Source organism: Nocardia inohanensis NBRC 100128, assembly GCF_001612945.1.
Taxonomy (GTDB): Bacteria; Actinomycetota; Actinomycetes; order Mycobacteriales; family Mycobacteriaceae; genus Nocardia; species Nocardia inohanensis.
In genome coordinates this window covers 1020083-1041197 of record NZ_BDBK01000001.1, presented here as the reverse complement: position 1 = coordinate 1041197, position 21115 = coordinate 1020083, and the positions used below count along the sequence as shown (strand labels likewise).

Here is a 21115-nt window from a genome sequence, read left to right as displayed (position 1 = left end):
GACCTAGACCTCGGTCTAGCTCCTAACTTCGCGGCATGACCATGACACAGCGGAAGATCGACTCGGGATTCGACAGATTCAGCACCGCGACCGAAGTGCTCGCGGGGATCGATCTGTCCGGCAAGCTCGCCCTCGTCACCGGCGGCTACTCAGGGCTGGGATTGGAGGCCACCCGGGCGCTCGCATCGGCCGGCGCCCGGGTGATCGTTCCCGCGCGGCGCGTCGACGTGGGCCGGACGGCGGTGGCGGATATCGATGGAGTGGAGGTGGCGGCGCTCGACCTCGCGGACCTCGGCAGCGTGCACCGGTTCTCGGATCGGTTCCTCGAATCCGGCTGCGGGATAGACATTCTCATAGCCGGGGCGGGGGTCATGGCGTGTCCGGAAACCAGGGTCGGCCCCGGTTGGGAGGCTCACTTCGCGGTGAATCACCTCGGCCATTACGCGCTGGTCAACCGATTGTGGCCGGCCCTCGAGGAGGGCGCGCGGGTCGTGGCCGTGTCCTCGGCCGGGCACCAGCTGTCCGATATCCGTTGGGATGACTTGCATTTCGACACGGGTTATGACCGATGGCTGGCATACGCGCAGTCCAAGACCGCGAATGCGTTGTTCGCCGTCGAGCTGGACCGGCGTGGGCGGGATCGGGGAATCATCGCCTTCGCCGTGCATCCTGGCGCGATCATGACTCCGCTGCAACGCCATATGGACCGGGCGGAGATACTCGAGCGCGGCTGGGTGGACGAGCACGGGCAGGTCGCCGATCCGAGTTTCAAATCCGCCGAACAGGGCGCGGCGACGCAGGTGTGGGCGGCCACTTCACCTCGATTGGCCGGTATGGGTGGCCACTACTGTGAGGATTGCGATATCGCGGAATCGACCGACAGCTCCGAGATGATCGCGGGCGTGCGCGATTACGCCACGGATCCCGTCGCCGCCGCGCGATTGTGGGAGTTGTCCGCGCGACTGACCGGACTCGGCCGCTGAACCCCGAAGGCCCTCTCGACCCCCTCATATGGCCGAGAGGACCGGTGCGGGTCCCCGAAAACTGTTATGTGGTGGACATTTCCAGCGCGTCGGGGACCTGGAGATCGGGAACGGGCACGGTGTCGCGATGAATCGGAGTGGTGCTGACCGACAGCGGCACTCCGGATCCGCCGCGGCGCACGGCCACGATCTCGGCGGCGATGGAGACGGCTGTCTCCTCGGGTGTACGACCGCCGAGATCGAGGCCGATGGGTGAACGCAGCCGCGCCAGTTCGGCTTCGGTCAACCCGGTTTCGCGCAGCCGGCCGAGGCGATCCTCGTGGGTGCGGCGCGAACCCATGGCACCCACGAACGCCACCGGCAGGCGAAGCGCCACTTCGAGTAGGGGCACATCGAATTTGGCGTCGTGGGTGAGTACACAGAGCACGGTGCGGGCGTCGACCCGGGTGCGTGCGAGGTAGCGGTCGGGCCACTCCACCACGACCTCGTCCGCTTCGGGGAAGCGGGCGGGGGTGGCGAAGATGGGGCGGGCATCGCAGACGGTGACGTGGTAGCCGAGGAATTTGCCGATACGGGCTACCGCGGCGGCGAAATCGATGGCACCGAACACGATCATGCGGGGTGGTGGGACCGAGGATTCGACGAAGACGGTGATCTCGGCGTCGTCGCAGCCGATGGTCCGCAGACCGGTGGTCCCGGCGTCGAGCATGGCGCGCGCTTCGGCGATGACGGTGGCGTCGAAGGCTTCACCCTCGGTCCACCAATCCCCTAGCGCCATGGCCTTTCCGGTGTGAACATCGCGGACCAGCGCCGCGGACCCTTCGGCCCGCAGCATGGCCCCGATGGCCGCCCGGTTCACCGCGGTCACCGGCTGCACCAGCACTTCGATGGTCCCGCCACAGGTCAGCCCGACCGCGAAGGCGTCGGAATCGCTGTAGCCGAAGGTTTCGCGCAGGGTCTCCCCCGTGCGCAGCGCCTCGCGGCACAGCTCGTAGACGGCCCCCTCGACGCATCCGCCGGAGATGCTGCCCACCACCGTGCCGTCGGTGTCGACGGCCAGCGCCGCGCCGACCGGCCGGGGCGCGCTGCCGCCGATCGAGATGATCGAGGCTACGGCGTAATACTTCTGTGCCGCATGCCATTCCAGGAGTTGTGCCGCGATGTCGCGCATGATTTAACCTCCGAGCACCAGTTCGATGGCCGAGATACCGAAGTAGGCGGCGAAGACCACGCTCACCACGCCTACCAGCCAATGGATTTCACGGAATTTGCCCCGCGCCGCCTTGATCACCACGTAGGCGATGAGGCCCGCGCCCACGCCATTGGTGATGGAGTAGGTGAAGGGCATGAGGGCGATGGTGATGAAGGCCGGCACCGCGACCTCCAGATCCGACCAGTCGATCTTGCGGGCCTGGGTCATCATCAGCGCGCCGACCAGCACCAGCGCCGGAGCCGCCGCCTGAATGGGCACGACGGCCGCCAACGGGGTGAAGAAGATTGCCGCACAGAACAATCCGCCGGTCACGATCGAGGTAAGTCCGGTGCGAGCGCCCTCACCGACACCCGTAGCGGATTCCACGTACACGGTCGAGCCGGCACCGCCGCTGGCCCCGCCGATGATCTGCGCGATGCCGTCGACGGTCAGGATCTTGCCCATGCCGGGCACGGTGCCCTTCTCATCGGTCAGCCCGGCCTCGTCACAGACGCCGAAAACCGTTCCCATGGCGTCGAAGAACCCGGTCAGCACCAGGGTGAACAGCACCACGCTGGCGATCAGCCCGCCGGCGCGAGCGAACCCGCCGAACAGGTCGATGTTCAGCATGAGCCCGAAGTCGGGTGCCGCGAAGAACTTCGAGGGGGCCTCGGGAACGACTGTCCCCCAAGCCTTCGGATCGATGGTCGCCCAGGCGTTGATGGCGATCGCGAGCACCGTCGAGATCAGGATGCTGATCAGGATCGCGCCCGGGATCCTGCGAATGAACAGCGCCAGCATGATCAGCAACCCGACCGCGAATACCACTACGGGCCAACCCTGGAGGTGCCCGTCCACGCCGAGCGTGACCGGCGGGCCGCCCGCCGCGCCGTGCCCGACCACGCCCGAGGAGACCAGGCCGATCATGGCGATGAACATGCCGATCCCGACGCCGATGGCGTTCTTCAAGGACAACGGAATCGCATTGATGATCATGGTTCGCAGCCCGGTGGCCGCCATGATCACGATGATGATGCCCATCAGCACCACCAAGCCCATGGTCTGCGCCCAGGTCATGTGCGGCGCAGCCTGATACGCGACGACCGGCACCACGCCGAGCCCGGCGGCCAATGCGAGGGGAACATTGCCCACCAAGCCCATCAGGACCGTGGACAATCCGGCCGAGAAAGCGGTGGCCGTGGTGAGCTGAGCGATGCTGAGTTTGCTGCCGTCCACATCCGTCACGCCGCCCAATATCAGCGGGACCAGGAGTATGACATACGCCATAGCGACGAATGTGGTTATGCCGCCGCGAACTTCACGCGATACAGTGGTTCGGCGGTCGCTGAGATGGAAGAAGCGATCGAGCGCCGAACGGCTGGGGGCCGTGGTATCAGTGGCGGTCTTCGGGGACTGAACTTGGGTCATGGCTGCCCTCCTGTGGGCGTAGCCGACCTACGCTCGGGAGTTGCACCTCCCGAGCGCGGACTCGGTGTTCTGTTGTGGGGTCCCTACCGCGATCCGCTCGTGACGAATCGCGGTCTGCCCCTGTTGATCAACTGTTCCGGATGATGTCTTCCGGTCGTACCGGCACCCGGGTGATGTTCCCGGTGCCGCCCCGCTTGCGGCAGGCGTCGCGAATGGCCGCGGCGATGGCCGGCGTGGAGGAGAGCGTCGGCGGTTCGCCCGCGCCGCGCAGGCCGTAGGGCGCGCGCGGATCGGGCAGTTCGAGGATCTCCAGCTGCTGCGGGGGCGTGTCGAGAATGGTGGGGATCAGATAGTCCGTGAAGGACGGGTTCCGCACCTTGCCGTTGGTGACCTGAATTTCCTCCATAACTGCCAGACCGAGGCCCTGGATGGAGCCGCCGTGGATCTGACCTTCGAGCGCGAGCCGGTTCATGATCTTGCCGACGTCCTGGACCGCGTCCAGCGCAACGACTTTCACCAATCCCAGTTCGGTGTCTACGTCGACCACGGCCCGGTGCACGCAGACCGCGAGCTGGGTGTGGCTGTCGCCCTGACCGGTGATCGGGTCCATTCGAGTGGTCGGTTGATGGTGGTATTCGCGGGTGATCTCGATGACCTCGTCGCCGAGCACATCGGCGATGGCGGCGAGCACTTCACCGTTGTCCTTGACGATCTTGCCGCCGACGAGTTGCAGGAAGCCGTGGGTGCCCAGCTTGTTTCGGGCCAGCACCATCAGTTCGTCGCGCACGGCCTGGCAGGCGGTCATCACCGCGCCGCCGGTCATGTACGACTGCCGGGACGCCGAGGACGAACCGGAGCTGCCCACCGCATTGTCGGCCGGATGGATGACGACCCGTTCGATGCCGAGCTCGGTACGCGCGATCTGCGCCTCGATGGTGATCAGGCCCTGGCCGACTTCGGCGGCCGCGGTGTGCACGAGTGCGACCGGTTCGCCGCCGATGACTTCCAGGCGCACCCGCGCGGTGGAGTAGTCGTCGAAACCTTCGGAGAAACAGATGTTCTTGATGCCGACGCCGTAGCCGATGCCGCGGTACACGCCCTCGCCGTGGGTGGTCTGCGACGCGCCGCCGGGCAGATTGCGGATATCCGAAGTATCAACGGCCGCAGGAAGTTCCATCTCCTTCAGGGTGCCGAGCATCTCCGCGAGCGGTGTCGGCGCGTGCAGCACCTGACCGGTGGCGAGCCGGGAGCCCTCGGAGACCGCGTTGATCTGGCGCACCAGCACCGGATCCAGATCGAGGGTCTCGGCGACCTTGTCCATCATGGATTCGTGCGCGAAACACGCTTGCACCGCACCGAATCCGCGCATGGCGCCGCAGGGCGGGTTGTTGGTGTAGACGCCGTAGGTGTCGATCTCCAGGTGCGGGATCTCGTACGGGCCGACGGCGAGCGAGGCCGCGTTGCCGACCACGTTCTGGGTGGCCGAGGTGTACGCGCCACCATCCAGAACGATGAGAACCTTTGCGTAGGTGATCTTTCCGGTGGCGGTGACGCCGTACTCGTAGCGCATCTTCGCCGGATGGCGGTGCACGTGCCCGAAGAACGACTCTTCCCGGTTATAGCTCATTTTGACCGGCTTGCCGGTGTGCATGGCCAGCATGCCGGCGTGGATCTGCATCGAAATGTCCTCGCGGCCGCCGAAAGCGCCGCCGATGCCGGCCATGGTCATCCGGACCTGGTCTTCGCGCAGGCCCAGGCAGGGCAGGATCTGCGAGAGGTCCCAGTGCAGCCATTGGGTGGCGACATAGAACTCGAGCGTGCCGTCGGAGGCCGGGATCACCAGACCGGATTCCGGGCCCAGGAAGGCCTGGTCCTGGATGCCGACCTCGTACTCCTCGCTCACCACGACGCTGGCCAGGGCCTGGCCGACGCTGATGTCGCCGAGCCGCACCGGCTGGTAGCGGGTGATGCCGCCGCGCTCCTGCACCTTGAGCTCGTCCGGGTTGGCGATGACCGCCATCGGATCGACGATCGGCTCCAGGAGTTCCCATTCGATCTCGATGAGCTGGGTTGCGCGCCGGGCGATTTCGGGGTGATCGGCCGCGACCAGGGCGATCGGCTCGCCGTGATGACGGACCTCACCGAAGGCCAGCACCGGCTGATCCCAGGTGTGGTCGAGACCGTACACCTTGCGACCCGGCACGTCCTCGTGGGTGAGGACGGCGTGCACACCGGTCAGGGCGAGCGCCTTGGAGGTATCGATGCTGAGGATCTTGGCGCGCACGTGCGGGCTGCGGAGCGTCGCACCCCACAGCATTCCGTCGATCCACAGATCCGAGGTGTAGGCGAACTCGCCCTTGACCTTCAGATTGCCGTCCGGTCGCAGCGGGCTCTCGCCCACGCCGCCCTTACCGGGGACGGCGACCTCGTGCGGGAAGTTGGTGGTACGAAAGGTGGTCATCGTCCCTCCTGACCCATGATGCGTTTGCGCGCCGCGACGCCGTTGCGGCCGACCTGGTCGTGGGCGACGGTCTTGATCTCGTCGTTCGCCACGACCGTGTTGCCGCCGACGAGCAGCCTGGCGAGGGGCGGCTGCGGCCCGAAGACCAGCGAGCAGACCGGATCCTCGATGGCGGCGCGGAAGCCGTCCACCCTCCAGACGGCGATATCGGCGAGCTTGCCGACCTCGAGCGAGCCGATCTCGTCCTGACGGCCCAGGTTTCGCGCACCGCCGAGGGTGCCGATCTCCAGGGCCTGGCGCGCGGTGAGCGCCTTGGGGCCGTGCACGGCGCGCTGGAACAGCATGGCCTGCCGCATCTCCCCGGCCATCGAGGTGAGCTCGGAGGAGGCCGCGCCGTCCACGCCGAGGCCGACGGGCGCGCCGGCTGCCAGCAGATCCATCACCCGGGCGATGCCGGCGCCGAGCCTCGCGTTGGAGCTCGGGCAGTGCGCCGACCCGGTGCCGGTGTCGGCGAAACGGCGAATGTCCTTGTCGTGCAGGTGAACCGCGTGCGCGAACCACACGTCGTCACCCAGCCAGCCGATCTTCTCCATGTACTCGACCGGGGTGCAGCCCATCTGCTCGAGGCAGTGCGCTTCCTCGTCGAGGGTCTCGGCGAGGTGGGTGTGCAGGCGGACCCCGTGGCGGCGAGCCAGTTCGGCCGATTCGACCATGAGCCGCTCGCTCACCGAGAACGGCGAGCAGGGGGCCACGGCCACGCGCAGCATGGAATCGAAGGACGGGTCGTGGTATTTGCGGATGATCTCCTCGGTATTGATGAGGATCTCTTCGCGGTTCTCGACGACCTCGTCCGGCGGCAGACCACCCTGGGACTGACCTCGATCCATGGACCCGCGGCACGGATGGAACCGCACGCCGATCTCACGAGCCGCCCGCACCTCGGCCTCGAACAGATCGCCACGCCCCTTGGGGAACACGTAGTGGTGATCGGTGGAGGTGGTGGTGCCGGTCAGCGCCAGCCAGCCCAAACCGGCCGAGGCAGCGCCGTACACGACCTCGGCGTCCATGCTCGCCCACAGGCGGTACAGCCCGGTCAGCCATTCGAACAGGGTGGCGTCCTGGTACAGGCCCTGGGTGGCCCATTGGTAGAGGTGGTGGTGGGTGTTGACCAGACCTGGGGTCACCAGGCATCCGGTCCCGGAGAGGCGTTCGGCTCCCACCACCGTCGGCGCGGGTCCCGCGCCGAGGGCTTCGATGCGACCGTCGTCGCCGACGATCAGGTAGCCGTCCGGGATCTCGTCCCCGACTACCGGTGCGATGTAAGCGTTCTCGATTACGAGCTTGGTCATTGTCCTGCCGCCTTCCGCGCAGCCGCGAGCCGTACGGCATCCAATACTTTCTCGTAGCCGGTGCAGCGGCAGAGGTTTCCGGCGAGCGCCTCGCGGATCTCGGCATCGGAGGGGTCGGGTACACGTTCGATCAGGTCGTGCGCCTGCACGATCAGGCCCGGGGTGCAGAAACCGCACTGCACCGCACCGGCCTCGACGAAGGCCTGCTGCATGGGGTCCAGGCGTTCTCCGTTCGCCAGGCCCTCCACGGTGCGGACCGATCGCCCCTGCACCTGACCGGCCGCGACCAGGCAGGAGCACACCGGGGTGCCATCCAGATAGACTGTGCAGGAACCACATTCGCCCTGCTCGCAGGCGTTCTTGGAGCCGGGCAGTCCCGCGCGTTCACGCAGCAGGTACAGCAGGCTCTCTCCTTCCCACACGTCGTCGGCGATCTCGGGGGAACCGTTGACGGTGAATTCGACCCGCATCAGGCTGCCCTCCTCTCAGCGATGTAGTCGTTCCAAGCCCAGCCGAGGGTGCGGCGCGCCATCACCGACAGGGCGTGTTTGCGGTAGTCCGCGGTGCCGCGCACATCGTCGATGGGTTTCGCGGCGGCGGCGGCCAGCGCGCCGAATTCGCGCTGGAGGTCCTCGCTCAACGGGGTGGCGTTGTCCCAGGGCAGGTTCGCGGCCAGGAAATCCTGGGCTTCGACCGGCCGGATGGGGGTGGGTCCGGCCGAACCGATCCCCGCACCGACGGTTTTCGTGTCGGCGTGCAGTGCGATGCCGAACGAGCAGACCGCGATGACCATGGCGTTGCGGGTGCCGACCTTGGAGAAGTACTGCGGTCCGGTGGCCGGCTTCAGCCAGATGGCGCGGATCAGCTCGTCGGGTTCCAGGGAGCTCTTCTTGACCCACACGTAGAAGTCGTCGATATCGATCATTCGGGTGCCGCGCGCCGCCGATTCGACCTCGACCACCGCATTGGTGGCCAGTAGCGCGGGGTGCGCGTCGCCGGCGGGCGAACAACCACCGAGATTGCCGCCCACGGTGCCGCGGTTACGGATCTGCGGGGAACCGACCGTGCGCGAAGCCTGCGCCAGGCCGGGCAGCCGATCCGAATACCGGTTGATGATCTTCACGTACGGCACGCCGGAGCCGAGCCGGATGCGGCCGTCCGCCTGTTCCTCGACCTGGAACAGTTCCCGGCACGGGTTCAGGTCCAGCAGCGCGCCCGGCCGGTGCCGGTCGAAGTTCAGCTCCACCATCACATCGGTGCCGCCTTGAATCGGAACCGCTTCCGGCCGTTCGGCTTTCAATGCGAGCGCATCGGCCCAGCTCGCAGGATGCAGGAAATCCATTGCCATATCTCCCGTAGTCAGTCCCACGCCGGTCCGGCGGACGGGACATCGCGCACCACCGTGCCTTCGATGAGCCCGTAGGGACGGTCGGCCGCCCAGAACACCTCGTTGTCGTTGATCAGCCCGAACGGGGTCAAATCGACTTCGAAGTGGTGCTTGTTCGGCAGCTGCAACTTCACTTCCACGATGCCGGGCACGGTCTCGAGGACCCGCTCCCCCATCGCGTACAGGGTCTGCTGCAACGACAGGCTGTGCGTATCGGCGAAAGCCTGGAGCAGGCAGCGCTTCACGACCTCGTAGGTCTTGTCCCATTCGGCGTTCTCGCCCGAGTGCCGCCACTGCGCGTTGACCTCGGTGGCCAGCACGCGGTCGCGGGTCTCGCGCAGGGTGGTGTACTTGTCCTTGATGTAGCCGGTGAATTCCGACCCGGTGGAGTTGAGGACGGTCATGTCCTTCAGACCGCTGACCACCCAAGCCTTCTTGCCGTCGTAATGCACCAGCGCCGTACGGGTTTCGCGGCCCGAGCGCACGAAGGAGTGCGGATGACTGTTGAGCCCCACCACATTGCGCTCCCACTCGTACTCCTCGAGTTCGATGCGCGCGTGATCGATGGTCGGCTGCGAATCCACGAAGTGCTCGGCCAGCGTCAGCCCGAACTCCTCCGGCGAGGCGATGCCGTGCTGCTTGGCGAAGGCGAAGACCGTGTTCTTCTGGGTGTCGGTCGGCAGCACCGCGGCATTGTCGCCGGTCAGGTGCACGTCCTCCATATCGCCGGACAGCGCCACGCCCACGTTCAGATCCCGGATCTGATGCTTCCCACCGTTCTTGGTGACCCGCACGACGCGCGTCTCCGCCTTGCCGTAACGGTTGGGACCTAGCTTGATCGACATGGTTCAGCTACCTCGATAGGTGGAGAAGGAATAGGGACTCAGCAGCAGCGGGACGTGATAGTGCTCCGCCGGATCGGTAACCCGGAATTCGATGGTCACCGTGGGGTAGAAAGGGCTGATCTCGCCGGTGTCGAAGATCAGCCGATGCACTCCGGCCTCCGGGGCGGGCAGATCCTTGATCCGGCCGTCGGCGTCGGTGCGGGCCTCGACGAGCACTTCGCCGCCAGCCGACTCCAGACGCACCGCCAAGCCTTCGGCGGGCCGCCCGGTCGCCGCGTTCAGCACGTGCGTGGACAAACTCATAAGAGCCCCAGCAGTTTTCGAATGCGCAGCACGGTGATCTCGGCGAGTTCGCTTCGCACTTCGGCTCTTTCGTCCTCGACCGAATTGTGCAGGCGGCGGTGCAGGGCTTCGAGGATCTCGGCGGCACTGCGACCGGTCGCCCGGATCAGGAAGACGTGGCCGAAATGTTGCTCGTAGGCCAGATTCCGGGCCGCGATCTCGGCCAGCAGCGCCGGATCCGCGGCGGCCGCCCCGGACTGCTCCTGCTGCGACCACTTCGCCTCACGCTCCGACAGCCCGGCCGAATCCGCTTCCGCCCGAACCGCTTCCGCCCGTTCCCCGATGCGCGGATGCGCCGACAGCGCTTCCTCCACATCCATCCAGGTCAGTTCCCCGACGCCGGACTTCGCGGCCTCGACCAAACTCGACTCGTCGGCATAGGGCCTGTTCGCGACCATCTTGCGCGCCCAAACCCGCGATGCGCAGCAGGTGAGCAGCTGCGTCTCGGCTTCCTCCAACGGCAGCGACCCGAGCCATTCCAGGCGACCCGACATCCGACCTCCATCCATTGCTTGCTGCCGCTAAGTACACCCGTCGGCGGCACCCGGCGGCAGGGACGAGACCTCCGAACCTGTGGCCTGCTTCACACCCCCCTGTTCGTACTAACCTCCAAGCTCGGTAACCATGCCGTCATTCGCTGTTAGCCTCAGCAATCATGCGGTTGCATTCCCTGCTCGCCATGACCGATCTGGGCCTGACGCTCGTAACCGGGGAGGACGAGCTCGACCGATTCGTCAGATGGGTCGTCACCACCGACATGCTCGACCCCAGCCGGTACCTGTCCGGCGGGGAACTCGTGCTCACCGGCATGCAATGGCGACGCGAGCCCGGCAATAGCGAAACGTTCGTGGCGGCATTGGCGAAAGCCAAGGTCGCGGGGCTGGCCGCGGGTGACGCACTCTACGGCGAGGTCCCCGCCGATATCGTCGACGCCTGTCGGAAACACCGAATCCCGCTCTTCCGGGTGCCCGAGCACATCGCCTTCGCCACGGTCACCGAGACGGTCAACCGGAACCTCTCCACCGGTCGCGCCGCGGACCTGACCGCGATCCTGGACCGGCATCGCCAGCTGGTGTCGGGCGGCGGCCTGGATTCGGTGCTCGATCTGATTCACCGCACCCTGGGCACGCCCTGCTGGGTGGTCTCCTCCACCGGACGCGTCGTAGCGGGTGCTACGAAAACCCTCCCCGACCAGGTGCGGGCCGCCCTGCTGAGCGCTCGGCGGCTGCCGCATGTGCTTTCCCACGAGAACACCCGATACTCGCTGTTCGCGGTCGATCCGGACCGCACCTCACGAATAGCCGACTGGTTCGTGGTGTTCGAAAGCGATCACAAGGATTGGTCCGAGGAACGCCGGGCCCTCACCAGCGAACTCGCAGCGGTCGTGTCATTGGAGCGAGCGCGCCAAGATGACCGGCAGAGCGCCGAGGGGCGACTGGCACAGGAACTGATCGAACTCATCGTCTCCGATGCCAAGCCCGCCGAGATCATCTCGCGCTTGGAGCTGACCGGTCTGGGCCTCTCGGACCGCTATCTCGCGGTCGCCGCGACCGCCGATTCCGGCCAGGTCCGACCGGGTGAGCTGCGGGCGGTACTGCGCGAAATCCTTTACGGCGCAAGCCCTGCCGCCGGCGTCGTGGACGGCGAAGCCATCGTGCTGGTGGCGCTGGGCGAAACCACCGATCTCGACGACAGCATCCATCGCGCGATCGAAGCGCTGCTGCCCGGACTCCAGGGCAGCCGCCTCGCGGTCGGCATCAGCGGCGAGGCCGACGGCGAAGGCCTGCGCGGTGCGGTCGAGGAGGCCCGCTACGCCCGCCGCATGGCCGCCGAACGCCCCCACCCCACCAGCGTCGTGCGTCACGACGAACTCGCCACCCACATGCTGCTGCTGGCCAGCGTCCCCGACGAGGTCCGCCGCATGTTCCGAGTGCGGCTGCTGGATCCACTCGCCGTGTACGACAAGGACAATCGCAGCGACCTGGTCCACACCCTGGAGACCTTCCTCGAGGTCTCCGGCTCCTGGACCAAATGCGCAGACCTCCTGCACCTGCACGTGAACACCCTGCGCTACCGCATCCAACGCATCGAAGAACTCACCAACCGCGACCTCTCACGACTGGAAGACCGCGTCGACTTCTTCCTCGCCCTGGCCCTCCGCTGACGAAGGATTTACTCGGCGATGGGATCGGCGATCGTGGGGGATGCCGCCTTGCGTGCCGTGTATTTCTTGTACAGATAGAAGTACATCTTGATGTACTGACCGACCAGAACTGCGTTGATGATCGTGCCCTCGCGAATGAAGTGCGGGGCGCCGAGCAGGGTCAGGCCGATGGTCGCCGACAGTGCGAGCAGGGTGCAGTCGAAGACGGTCTTGATGTTTCCCCATTTCCAGCCGGTTTTCCGCTGGATCGTGTTGACGAACAGATCGATGGGCATGAGGACCAGGTTGGCGCGGATCATCAGGAACAGGCCGAGGGCCAGCATTGCGTCGGCGAACAGGAGCAGGACGACTTTCGCCGGGTAGGGGCCGATTTCGAGCCAGCGGGTCGCCGCGAGGTTGAAGTCGAGCAGCAGTGCCAGCACCAGGGCCGGGACGATCGAGAGCAGGTTGCCGACTTTGAAGGCGCTGGGCCAGACCAGGTAGGTCAGGACGAGCATGATGAGTTCGAGGACGAGGTTGAAATTGCCCTGGCTGAGCGTGGGAATCACCAGGGTCATCGTGCGGGTGAGGCTGCTCTGCGGTGAGATGCCGATTCCCGCTCTGATCGCCAGGCTCAAGCCCAGCGTCAGGATGTAGATTCCGGCGACGTAAATGATCCAGCGGCGCACCTTGTTTCCGGTGTCGGCGACTCCCGCGTCATGGTCGTGCAGCATAGCGGTCGCATTCCCTTGCTTTTGTTTGCGCGACGAATTGCGCTGTGATGTGCGAGATCTCGGCGCTACTTCATGAACCCGAATCGGTCCAGCGAGATGAAAAGCGTCAGAAGTTTGTTGACGACCGGTTCGCCCTCGTTGTGGTTTCCGAGCTTCGCCAGGGCGTCGTCGATCTCGCGGGTGGCAGCGACGAGTTCGGCGAGGTCCATATCGGCCATCACGCCGTAGAAGTCCAGCGGCAGAGCGGCTTTCACCTCTCCGCCCGCGGTCACGATGCAGCCGCCCACCATAGCGTCGAGCCGTTCGAGGTTCTCGCGCATCTCGCCGCTGTCGCTGCCGACGACCACGAAGTAGGCCGAAGGCGCGGGCCAGAATGTGGAGACCGCTCCGTCTTCGATGGCGACGCCCTTGAACAACCCGTTCACAACGTGCCGCTCGCCGTCGGCGTAACGCTGCACGACGGAGATCCGGTTCAGCCGCGCCCCTTCGTATTCCGGCACGACCAGACCGTCGCGGAACGGAACCCAGATCTCCTGTGCGAACTTGAGATGCCCGCGCCCGTACACGTCGAAGAGCAGAACTTTCGCCTGTGCGCCATCGGGAGAGAGCTCGATCGGGGTGAGGTCCAGCTGTGGTGCCCGCAGACCATCGAGTCCGGGCCGCGGCGCCTTGGCCAGCATCGAGTAGTCGATCTCGACCGCGCCGATCAGCTCGCGGTCCTTGGCGACCAGCCGGCCGCCCTTGAACACATACCGGGGATTGATTTTGGAGAGGCTGTCGGTCAGCACGATATCGGCGAACCGGCCCGGGCTCAGCGACCCGAGATCACGGTCCTTGTGGAAGGACCGCGCGGTGTAGAGCGTGCCCATTTTGATCGCCTGGATGGGCGGCATGCCCATCTCGACGGCCAGCGAGACGACCCAGTCGATATGGCCCAGCCGCAGCACCCTGTCCACCGAGATATTGTCGGCGCAGAGCTGAAAGTTCTCGGCCGGCCAACGGCGTTTCACGATGGCGCGCAACATGGTTCGAATGACCTCGGGGCTACCGACCCCGAACTTGATTTGCGTGTTCAGGCCGTAACGGACGCTCTTCTCGATGTCGTCCTCGTTCCAGACGTCGTGGTTGTTGTCGACGCCGATCGCGGGCATGTAGTTCAGCAGCGTGTCCGAGAGCGCCGTGACTCCCCAGTGGCAGTTCACGACTCCCGCGTTCGCTCGTCCCAGTGCGGACTTGCGGAAGTCGTCGGCGTTGCCGGTCATATAGGACAGATGCGCGAGTTCACCCAGACCGATCACCGGATCCATGCCCAGCATCGCCTCGGTGACCTCGATCGAGGTCTTCTTGCCCGGCGCGAAGGCATAGAGCCGGTACGGGAGTTTGTCGTGATCGGTGAACAGCGCTCGCGCGGCCTCGACGGCCTCCGCGCCGGCCGCGCTGGCGAAATCGAGGGTCTCGCCGAAGACGGTGGTCGTTCCGCTGGGCACGATCGCCGCGCCGAAAGCCGCCGGGTGCGCGAGCTGGGATTCGAAATGCAGGTGCGCGTCGATCAGGCCCGGGATCGCGTAAAGGCCCGCACCGTCGAAGACTTCGCGGAAACGCACGATCGATTCATCCGGATTCAGCGCGATGATGCGCTCGCCGTGGATCAACAGCGATCCGGGATACACGGATTCGGTGTGCACGTCCAGGATCTGGAGATTGCGCAGCAGCAGGTCGGCCTCCTGCTCGCCCTGGAGAATCCCGAAGATCGTCCGCACGTGCTCGTCCTGGGCGGAAACCGCTGCGGCGGTGGTGAATTGGTCGGTCGTTTCGAATACGGGCATGGCGGATCCTCATCTCGGCGCTCACGTAATTGCAGGTAGGGAGGCTGTTTTCGGTAACTCCCCGACCTGACACTGATAGAACTCGATGCGGACCGTTGCTGACAAGCATTCGTTTTCGCGCAACCTGTACTCTTTTTTCGTACGGTATGTCAGGGAGGTAAACCGGTGCTCCATTCGCGATTACTTCAGTACATCGACGAGGTGGCGCGGCTGGGCTCCATCCGCGCGGCCGGCGCCGAGCTGCATGTGGCGCCGTCCGCCATCAACCGCCAAATCCTGCTGCTGGAAGCCGAACTCGGCCAGCCGCTGTTCGAGCGGTTACCGCGCGGCATGCGCCCCACCCCGGCCGGAGAAGCGCTGCTGGCGCACATCCGGCGAACGCTCCAGCAGTACCGCGAGACGGTCGCCGACATCCGCGACCTGCACGCACTCGGCAACGGCGAGGTCGTGATCGCCACGATGACCGGTCTCGCCAGTGGCGTCGTGGCCAATGCCGCCGCGGCCTTCCACTTCCGGCATCCGCAGGTCCGGATTTCGATCCGCACCATGACGACCCTCGACATCCTGCGGGCGGTCGAGAACAGCGAGGCGGACCTGGGCCTCGGGTTCAACGTCCCCTCCTCGACCCAGCTCGAGGTGTGCTGGCAGATGAACACCAAACTGGGAGTCGTTGTCTCCCAACATCACCCACTCGCCCAGATGGACACGATCCCGCTCGCGCAGTGCACGCCGTACCCCCTGATCTTCGCCGACCGGTCCATGGTGATCCACGGCATCGTCGCCGAGGCCTTCGTCAAGGCCGGCATCGACGTCCAGCCCGCGTTCCACACCAACTCCATCGAGACCATGAAACGCCTCGCCGCCTCCGGCGATGCCATCGCCTTCCTGAGCGAGTTCGACATCGCCGAGGAACTGCGTGACGGCCGACTGGCCTTCCGCCCGGTCCGAGACGCGTTCAGCAACAACATGGTTTCGCTGGTGCGCCGGGAGAAGCACGCCCACGGCCTGGCCGGCTTGCTGCTGGCCGACGAGATCGTGAGCGGACTTCGGCATGCCGAGCCCGGCGGGATATCGAGGGCGAGTACGGAGTGAGCGTGGCCATTCGACGCATCGAGGAACTCACCTACCGCGATCTATCCTGCCTGGAAGATCGCGTGGACTTCCTCCTCGACCTGGCCCTGCGCTGGCCGGGATCGGTCGCGCGCGTTCACCGGCTCGCGTCGCGGGTCAGCGGTCGTGGTTCGTGGTGGCGGTCAGGCCGGTGAGGCGGGTCAGGGCGGTGAAACCGTCATCGGTGCCGGGCCAGTGCCGGCGGACCGGTTCGATTCCGGCGCGGTGGACCACACCGCGGAGGACGGCGGTGACGATGATGGCGTCGTCGGCATAGCCGAGGACGGGAATGAAGTCCGGGATCAGGTCCAGTGGGAACGCCAGGTAGGCCAGCAACAGCCACAGCCGGACCCGGACTCCGCGCGGCAGGTCGCGGTCGGCGGCCAGGCGGCGGATCAGCCGCAGCGTGTCCGGCAGAATACGGATCGCTTCCCGTAGCAGCCCACCACGTGGTCGGACGACCACCAGCGTTACGACGAGTGCCAGCCATGTCACCAGCAGGGCCGCCGCGAGACCGACTGCGATATCGATCAGCCATCCGCTCATCGCTCGTTCTCCCTCGAGTGTCGAATTCTTCTGCAAGTACAACGCCCCGATCGATTTCAATTTGCGCCACCCCCTGCACCCGCGGCGAGTTCGCCGAACCCGCAGTGGTCACGCTGACCACCCACCAGCGCGAATCCGGGCGGGGCTGCCGGGATATCGGTGGCCTTCGGGCCCTCGACGGCGGACTTTGGGCTCCTGTGCGGGACCGGGGCGCTGGGGGATCTTTGAGTCGGCGCCGGTGTGGTCGCTGTTTCGAAATGTTCGCGCCCACAGGAGGACCGCATGAGCGATACCGCGACACGGAGCGTCACGGGACAAGGCCGGGGCTCGGTCGTCTGGCCCGACCCCAGCCCATTGGATTCCTGGTGGCAGAGCGTCATGTACGCCGAAGTCGGTTCCGCTCAGCGGAAGCAGCGGTCGAGACAATCATGAGACCGGTAGATGAGTTGGGGCACACGGTGAGTCGGAGGCTGTACGCGATCAAGCGCGGGATGTATCCGGGTGGGAGGCCGGGGGCGGTGGCTCGGGGGTTGAATTGGCTTTCGCGGTGGCAGTTCTCGGCGGGGGTGTTGTCTCCGCACTATGCGGTGACCCTGGAGGTCGTGGGGCGATCCAGTGGCCGTCCGATCATGCTGCCGCTCGTGGTGGCCGAGTACGAGGGCGAGCGGTTCCTGGTGTCGATGCTCGGGCCGGAAGCCAATTGGGTTCGCAATGTTCGGGCCGCTGGAGGGCGGGCTGTGCTGCACCGGCGGGGCAGGGAAGAGGTGCGGCTGGTCGAGGTCGGTGCCGGCGATCGCGCTGCGATATTGCGGCGATACCTTGCTGTCGCGCCGGGAGCGCGGCCGCACTTTCCGATCGACCGTCATGCGGACCTCGGGGAATTCGAGAAGATCGCGGAACGGTATCCGGTGTTCAGGGTCGATGCCGTGGCCGGGAACGAGTAGGTGTGTTTTCGATGAGCGAGCGAGGAGTTCCGCAACTGCATCATCCCGTTGTCGTCTCCCACCAGGCCAGGCGCGCGAACAACCTCCAGTTGCGCATTGCGGACACGATCACCAGGTTCGCCGGCTCGATGGTGTTCGTTTATCTGCACGCGGGTGCGTTTCTGGTTTGGATGCTGTTGCTCGAGGGCAGTCCGTGGCCGACGCTGACGTTGGTCGTGTCGCTCGAAGCGATCTTCCTGTCGACCTTCGTCATGATCGGGCAGAACCGGCAGGCGGAATTTCAGCACGCCAAGGCGGATCATGACTTTCTCGAGCAGGAATTGGAGCTCAAGACCAATACCGAACTCACTCGTGCCATCCATGCGATGACCACCGAGCTCCACCGCCGACTGGTGGAGGACCCGGACGGCGGATCGGCCACGCGGGCCGATCCGCCGGGCTCAGGCTCCGACGTATTCGGCTAGGTGCTCGCCGGTGAGGGTGGAGCGCTCGGCGACCAGATCGGCGGGGGTGCCTTCGAACACGATCTGGCCGCCGTCGTGGCCGGCGCCGGGGCCGAGGTCGATGATCCAGTCGGAGTGGGCCATTACGGCTTGGTGGTGTTCGACGACGATCACCGACTTGCCGGAATCGACGAGACGGTCCAGGAGGCCGAGCAGGTTTTCCACGTCGGCCAGGTGCAGGCCGGTGGTGGGCTCGTCGAGGATGTAGATGCCACCCTTCTCCGACATGTGGGTGGCCAGCTTGAGGCGCTGGCGTTCGCCGCCGGAGAGAGTGGTCAAGGGCTGGCCGATGGTGATGTAGCCGAGGCCGACATCCACCAGACGGTCCAGGATCTTGTGGGCGGCAGGGATTTTCGCGTCGCCGGAACCGAAGAACCGTTCGGCTTCGGCGGCGGGCATGGCCAGCACCTCGCTGATGTCCTTACCGCCGAGGTGGTAGTCGAGGACGGAGGCGTCGAAGCGTTTACCCTCGCAGACATCGCAGACGGTGGCTACACCGGCCATGACCGCCAGGTCGGTGTAGATGACGCCCGCGCCCTTGCAGTTCGGGCAGGCGCCTTCCGAATTCGGGCTGAAGAGAGCGGGTTTCACGCCGTTGGCCTTGGCGAAGGCTTTGCGGATGTGGTCCAGGAGGCCGGTATAGGTGGCGGGGTTGCTGCGCCGGGAACCCTTGATCGCGCCCTGGTCGATCGAGACCACTTCTTCGGAGGCGGGGATGGAACCGTGCACCAGGGAGCTCTTGCCGGAGCCCGCGACGCCGGTGATGGCGACCAGGACGCCGAGCGGAATGTCCACGTCCACCTTGCGCAGGTTGTTGGCCGTCGCACCACGAATTCCGAGCTTGCCGTTGGGCTTTCGCACCTTGTCCTTGACCTTGGTGCGGTCGTCGAAGTGGCGGCCGGTGATGGTGTCGCTCTTGCGCAGGCCCTCGACATCGCCTTCGAAGCAGATGGTGCCGCCGCCGGAACCCGCACCGGGACCGAGATCCACGATGTGGTCGGCGATGGCGATGACCTCGGGCTTGTGCTCGACCACCAGCACCGTGTTGCCCTTGTCGCGCAGGCGCAGCAGCAGGTCGTTCATACGCTGGATGTCGTGGGGGTGCAGGCCCGCGGTGGGTTCGTCGAAGACGTAGGTGACGTCGGTGAGCGAGGACCCCAGGTGGCGGATCATCTTGGTGCGCTGGGCTTCACCACCGGAGAGGGTGCCCGAGGAGCGGGCCAGGCTGAGGTAGCCGAGGCCGATCTCGACGAAGGAGTCGAGGGTCTGCTGGAGGTTCTCGAGCAGGGGCGCGACCGACGGTTCCTTCAGGGCGCGAACCCATTCGGCCAGATCGCTGATTTGCATGGCGCAGGCGTCGGCGATGCTGATCTTCTTGATCTTGGAGGACCGAGCCAGTTCGCTCAGCCGGGTGCCGTCGCATTCGGGGCAGGTGGTGAAGGTGATCGCCCGCTCCACGAACGCGCGGATGTGCGGTTGCATGGACTCGACGTCCTTGGACAGCATGGACTTCTGGATCTTGGGGATCAGGCCCTCGTAGGTGAGGTTGATGCCATCGACCTTGATCTTGGTGGGTTCCTTGTAGAGCAGGTCGTTGAGTTCGCGCTTGGTGAACTTCTTGATCGGCTTGTCGGGGTCGAAAAAGCCCGCGCCGCTGAAGATCCGGCCGAACCAGCCGTCCACGCTGTAGCCGGGGATGGTCAGCGCGCCGCCGTTCAGGGACTTGTTCTCGTCGTAGAGCGCGGTCAGGTCGAAGTCGTTGACCGAACCCCGGCCCTCACAGCGCGGGCACATACCGCCGGTGATGCTGAAGCTGCGGCGCTCACGCACCTGCTGGCCGTGCTTCTCCACCGTCACCGCGCCCGCGCCGCTGATCGAGGCGACATTGAACGAGAACGCTTGCGGGGAACCGATATACGGCTTGCCCAGGCGGCTGAACAGGATGCGCAGCATGGCGTTCGCGTCGGTCGCGGTGCCGACGGTGGAGCGCGGATCCGAACCCATCCGCTGCTGATCGACCAGGATCGCGGTGGTCAGGCCGTCGAGCACATCCACGTCGGGGCGCGCCATCGACGGCATGAAGCCCTGCACGAAACTGCTGTAGGTCTCGTTGATCAGCCGCTGCGATTCGGCGGCGATGGTGCCGAACACCAGCGAGCTCTTGCCCGAACCCGAAACGCCGGTGAACACCGTCAACCGGCGCTTCGGGATCTCGACGCTGATGTCCTTGAGGTTGTTGACGCGCGCGCCGTGCACGCGGATCAGATCGTGGCTGTCAGCCTCGTGCGGATCGGACTGCGTCTTCTTCCTCACGGCCATGCTGGTTGTCTCCTGGATCAGTTGACTTGCTGAATACGGACCATATTGCCCGCGGGGTCACGGAAGGCGCAGTCACGCACACCGTAGGGCTGATCGATCGGCTCCTGCACCACCTCGGCCCCGCTGGCCTGCACCTTCTCGAAGGTGGCGTCCACATCCGGGGTGCCCAGCAAGATGCTCGCGAAGGTGCCCTTGGCCATCATCTCGGTGATGATGCGGCGCTCGTCGTCGGTGATGCCCGGGTCGACGGCCGGCGGATGCAGCACGATGGCGGTATCGGGCTGCCCGGCCGGGCCGACGGTCAACCAGCGCATGCCGTTGTAGCCGACATCCTTGCGGAGCTCGAAGCCCAGGGCATCGCGATAGAAGGCCAGGGCGGCTTCCGGGTCGTCCTGCGGAAGGAAACTCGATTGAATGTTGATGTCCATGGCATTCACGCTATTGGTCCGCTCGGGGACTGTGCTTCTCGATTCCTGATCGGTCTGGTCACCAGCTTCTCCACCAGCGACGGCATGCCCTCGGGGGCGTTCTCCATCTCCTTCTTGTAGGCGCTGGGCGACATGCCGACGAGCTCGGTGAATCGGGTGCTGAAGGTGCCCAGCGAGGAGCAGCCGACCTCGAAACAGGCTTCGGTGACGCTCACATCGCCGCGGCGCAGCAGGGCCATCGCGCGTTCGATACGGCGGGTCATGAGATACGAGTACGGGGATTCGCCGTAGGCGGCCTTGAACTGCCGGCTCAGATGCCCCGCCGACATGTGCGCGTCGCGGGCGAGGGCCTCCACGTCCAGGGGTTGCGCGTATTCACGGTCCATCCGATCGCGCACCCGGCGCAATCGGGCGAGATCACGCAGATGCTGCTCCGGAGAGGGTCTGCTGGTCACGAGTGAAATCGTGCCATGCCGTACCGACATCGCGTCCACACCGGGGTGCGCGGGTCGTGGGTCGGGCGAGGGATTCCGTTATCGCCCGGCAGCGGCCCGCACCGCCGACTATTCTGATCG

20 protein-coding genes are annotated in these 21115 nt (G+C 65.9%); 5 read left to right on the top strand and 15 right to left on the bottom strand.

Annotated elements, in window-relative coordinates; all coding sequences use genetic code 11:
• The first annotated feature begins 35 nt into the window (after window positions 1-35).
• On the top strand, window positions 36-983 hold the full coding sequence (locus NI1_RS05065; RefSeq protein ID WP_067814423.1) for an SDR family NAD(P)-dependent oxidoreductase: 948 nt from the start codon (window positions 36-38) through the stop codon (window positions 981-983).
• 64 nt (window positions 984-1047) lie between these two features.
• Here NI1_RS05065 and NI1_RS05060 read toward each other — a convergent pair whose 3' ends face one another.
• The 9 genes from NI1_RS05060 to uraD all read right to left on the bottom strand — a co-directional run bounded on the left by NI1_RS05060 (window position 1048) and on the right by uraD (window position 10481).
• Window positions 1048-2154 carry an XdhC family protein gene (locus NI1_RS05060; protein WP_067814422.1) on the bottom strand — a complete coding sequence of 369 codons (1107 nt, stop codon included), beginning with the start codon at window positions 2152-2154 and terminating at the stop codon, window positions 1048-1050.
• A gap of 3 nt (window positions 2155-2157) precedes the next feature.
• The gene (locus tag NI1_RS05055; RefSeq protein ID WP_067814420.1) at window positions 2158-3603 is read right to left on the bottom strand and encodes an NCS2 family permease; all 1446 of its coding nucleotides are present in this window, start codon (window positions 3601-3603) and stop codon (window positions 2158-2160) included.
• Window positions 3604-3730: 127 nt separating this feature from the next.
• Window positions 3731-6064, bottom strand: a complete 2334-nt coding sequence (locus tag NI1_RS05050; protein WP_169815539.1) for a xanthine dehydrogenase family protein molybdopterin-binding subunit — start codon at window positions 6062-6064, stop codon at window positions 3731-3733.
• Window positions 6061-7413: an 8-oxoguanine deaminase gene (locus NI1_RS05045; RefSeq protein ID WP_067814418.1), complete on the bottom strand. Its 1353-nt coding sequence runs from the start codon at window positions 7411-7413 to the stop codon at window positions 6061-6063. The genes NI1_RS05050 and NI1_RS05045 overlap by 4 nt, the downstream gene beginning before the upstream one ends.
• Window positions 7410-7883, bottom strand: coding sequence for a (2Fe-2S)-binding protein (locus NI1_RS05040; RefSeq protein WP_067814417.1), 474 nt, complete (start codon window positions 7881-7883; stop codon window positions 7410-7412). The genes NI1_RS05045 and NI1_RS05040 overlap by 4 nt, the downstream gene beginning before the upstream one ends.
• Window positions 7883-8761, bottom strand: coding sequence for an FAD binding domain-containing protein (locus tag NI1_RS05035; protein ID WP_245663068.1), 879 nt, complete (start codon window positions 8759-8761; stop codon window positions 7883-7885). The genes NI1_RS05040 and NI1_RS05035 overlap by 1 nt, the downstream gene beginning before the upstream one ends.
• 11 nt (window positions 8762-8772) lie before the next feature.
• Complete coding sequence (pucL, locus tag NI1_RS05030; protein ID WP_067814413.1) at window positions 8773-9645, bottom strand: factor-independent urate hydroxylase; 873 nt, start codon at window positions 9643-9645, stop codon at window positions 8773-8775.
• Between the two features lie 3 nt (window positions 9646-9648).
• Window positions 9649-9948, bottom strand: a complete 300-nt coding sequence (gene uraH / locus NI1_RS05025) for a hydroxyisourate hydrolase (protein WP_067814411.1) — start codon at window positions 9946-9948, stop codon at window positions 9649-9651.
• Complete coding sequence (gene uraD, locus NI1_RS05020; RefSeq protein WP_067814409.1) at window positions 9945-10481, bottom strand: 2-oxo-4-hydroxy-4-carboxy-5-ureidoimidazoline decarboxylase; 537 nt, start codon at window positions 10479-10481, stop codon at window positions 9945-9947. The genes uraH and uraD overlap by 4 nt, the downstream gene beginning before the upstream one ends.
• A 161-nt stretch (window positions 10482-10642) precedes the next feature.
• On the opposite strand from uraD, the gene NI1_RS05015 reads away from it, so the two are divergent.
• Entirely contained in the window at window positions 10643-12151 is a 1509-nt protein-coding gene (locus NI1_RS05015; RefSeq protein ID WP_067814407.1) for a PucR family transcriptional regulator, read from the top strand.
• 8 nt (window positions 12152-12159) lie between these two features.
• Here the strand turns inward: NI1_RS05015 and NI1_RS05010 are convergent, their stop codons facing one another.
• Together NI1_RS05010 and NI1_RS05005 are read right to left on the bottom strand one after the other, a co-directional pair.
• A complete protein-coding gene (locus NI1_RS05010; protein WP_067814406.1) occupies window positions 12160-12864 on the bottom strand; it encodes a YczE/YyaS/YitT family protein in 705 nt (234 codons plus the stop codon).
• Window positions 12865-12929: 65 nt separating this feature from the next.
• Window positions 12930-14690 (bottom strand): adenine deaminase C-terminal domain-containing protein, encoded by a 1761-nt coding sequence (locus tag NI1_RS05005; RefSeq protein ID WP_067814404.1) that lies wholly within the window; start codon window positions 14688-14690, stop codon window positions 12930-12932.
• 165 nt (window positions 14691-14855) lie between these two features.
• On the opposite strand from NI1_RS05005, the gene NI1_RS05000 reads away from it, so the two are divergent.
• Complete coding sequence (locus NI1_RS05000; protein WP_067814402.1) at window positions 14856-15782, top strand: LysR family transcriptional regulator; 927 nt, start codon at window positions 14856-14858, stop codon at window positions 15780-15782.
• Between the two features lie 135 nt (window positions 15783-15917).
• Here the strand turns inward: NI1_RS05000 and NI1_RS04995 are convergent, their stop codons facing one another.
• On the bottom strand, window positions 15918-16346 hold the full coding sequence (locus NI1_RS04995) for a YkvA family protein (protein WP_067814400.1): 429 nt from the start codon (window positions 16344-16346) through the stop codon (window positions 15918-15920).
• A gap of 458 nt (window positions 16347-16804) precedes the next feature.
• Here NI1_RS04995 and NI1_RS04990 point away from each other — a divergent pair, with 458 nt between their 5' ends.
• Window positions 16805-17290, top strand: coding sequence for a nitroreductase/quinone reductase family protein (locus tag NI1_RS04990; RefSeq protein ID WP_245663067.1), 486 nt, complete (start codon window positions 16805-16807; stop codon window positions 17288-17290).
• Between the two features lie 11 nt (window positions 17291-17301).
• Window positions 17302-17754, top strand: coding sequence for a DUF1003 domain-containing protein (locus NI1_RS04985; RefSeq protein WP_067814397.1), 453 nt, complete (start codon window positions 17302-17304; stop codon window positions 17752-17754).
• Here NI1_RS04985 and NI1_RS04980 read toward each other — a convergent pair.
• From NI1_RS04980 to NI1_RS04970, 3 genes are read right to left on the bottom strand one after another with little or no spacing between them, the layout of a single operon-like run.
• Entirely contained in the window at window positions 17731-20112 is a 2382-nt protein-coding gene (locus NI1_RS04980) for an ATP-binding cassette domain-containing protein (protein ID WP_067814394.1), read from the bottom strand. The two genes, NI1_RS04985 and NI1_RS04980, sit on opposite strands and share 24 nt — an antisense overlap.
• A 17-nt stretch (window positions 20113-20129) precedes the next feature.
• A complete protein-coding gene (locus tag NI1_RS04975; protein WP_218026679.1) occupies window positions 20130-20540 on the bottom strand; it encodes a VOC family protein in 411 nt (136 codons plus the stop codon).
• A 5-nt stretch (window positions 20541-20545) separates the two neighbouring features.
• Entirely contained in the window at window positions 20546-21025 is a 480-nt protein-coding gene (locus NI1_RS04970) for a helix-turn-helix transcriptional regulator (RefSeq protein ID WP_084522709.1), read from the bottom strand.
• Window positions 21026-21115: the final 90 nt, after the last annotated feature.

What these genes read in the sequence shown, in the direction of transcription:
- NI1_RS05065 (WP_067814423.1), top strand. Translation starts at nt 36, where the DNA reads ATGACCATGACACAGCGGAAGATCGACTCGGGATTCGACAGATTCAGC.
- NI1_RS05060 (WP_067814422.1), bottom strand. Translation starts at nt 2,154, where the DNA reads ATGCGCGACATCGCGGCACAACTCCTGGAATGGCATGCGGCACAGAAG.
- NI1_RS05055 (WP_067814420.1), bottom strand. Translation starts at nt 3,603, where the DNA reads ATGACCCAAGTTCAGTCCCCGAAGACCGCCACTGATACCACGGCCCCC.
- NI1_RS05050 (WP_169815539.1), bottom strand. Translation starts at nt 6,064, where the DNA reads ATGACCACCTTTCGTACCACCAACTTCCCGCACGAGGTCGCCGTCCCC.
- NI1_RS05045 (WP_067814418.1), bottom strand. Translation starts at nt 7,413, where the DNA reads ATGACCAAGCTCGTAATCGAGAACGCTTACATCGCACCGGTAGTCGGG.
- NI1_RS05040 (WP_067814417.1), bottom strand. Translation starts at nt 7,883, where the DNA reads ATGCGGGTCGAATTCACCGTCAACGGTTCCCCCGAGATCGCCGACGAC.
- NI1_RS05035 (WP_245663068.1), bottom strand. Translation starts at nt 8,761, where the DNA reads ATGGCAATGGATTTCCTGCATCCTGCGAGCTGGGCCGATGCGCTCGCA.
- pucL (WP_067814413.1), bottom strand. Translation starts at nt 9,645, where the DNA reads ATGTCGATCAAGCTAGGTCCCAACCGTTACGGCAAGGCGGAGACGCGC.
- uraH (WP_067814411.1), bottom strand. Translation starts at nt 9,948, where the DNA reads ATGAGTTTGTCCACGCACGTGCTGAACGCGGCGACCGGGCGGCCCGCC.
- uraD (WP_067814409.1), bottom strand. Translation starts at nt 10,481, where the DNA reads ATGTCGGGTCGCCTGGAATGGCTCGGGTCGCTGCCGTTGGAGGAAGCC.
- NI1_RS05015 (WP_067814407.1), top strand. Translation starts at nt 10,643, where the DNA reads ATGCGGTTGCATTCCCTGCTCGCCATGACCGATCTGGGCCTGACGCTC.
- NI1_RS05010 (WP_067814406.1), bottom strand. Translation starts at nt 12,864, where the DNA reads ATGCTGCACGACCATGACGCGGGAGTCGCCGACACCGGAAACAAGGTG.
- NI1_RS05005 (WP_067814404.1), bottom strand. Translation starts at nt 14,690, where the DNA reads ATGCCCGTATTCGAAACGACCGACCAATTCACCACCGCCGCAGCGGTT.
- NI1_RS04995 (WP_067814400.1), bottom strand. Translation starts at nt 16,346, where the DNA reads ATGAGCGGATGGCTGATCGATATCGCAGTCGGTCTCGCGGCGGCCCTG.
- NI1_RS04985 (WP_067814397.1), top strand. Translation starts at nt 17,302, where the DNA reads ATGAGCGAGCGAGGAGTTCCGCAACTGCATCATCCCGTTGTCGTCTCC.
- NI1_RS04980 (WP_067814394.1), bottom strand. Translation starts at nt 20,112, where the DNA reads ATGGCCGTGAGGAAGAAGACGCAGTCCGATCCGCACGAGGCTGACAGC.
- NI1_RS04975 (WP_218026679.1), bottom strand. Translation starts at nt 20,540, where the DNA reads ATGGACATCAACATTCAATCGAGTTTCCTTCCGCAGGACGACCCGGAA.
- NI1_RS04970 (WP_084522709.1), bottom strand. Translation starts at nt 21,025, where the DNA reads ATGTCGGTACGGCATGGCACGATTTCACTCGTGACCAGCAGACCCTCT.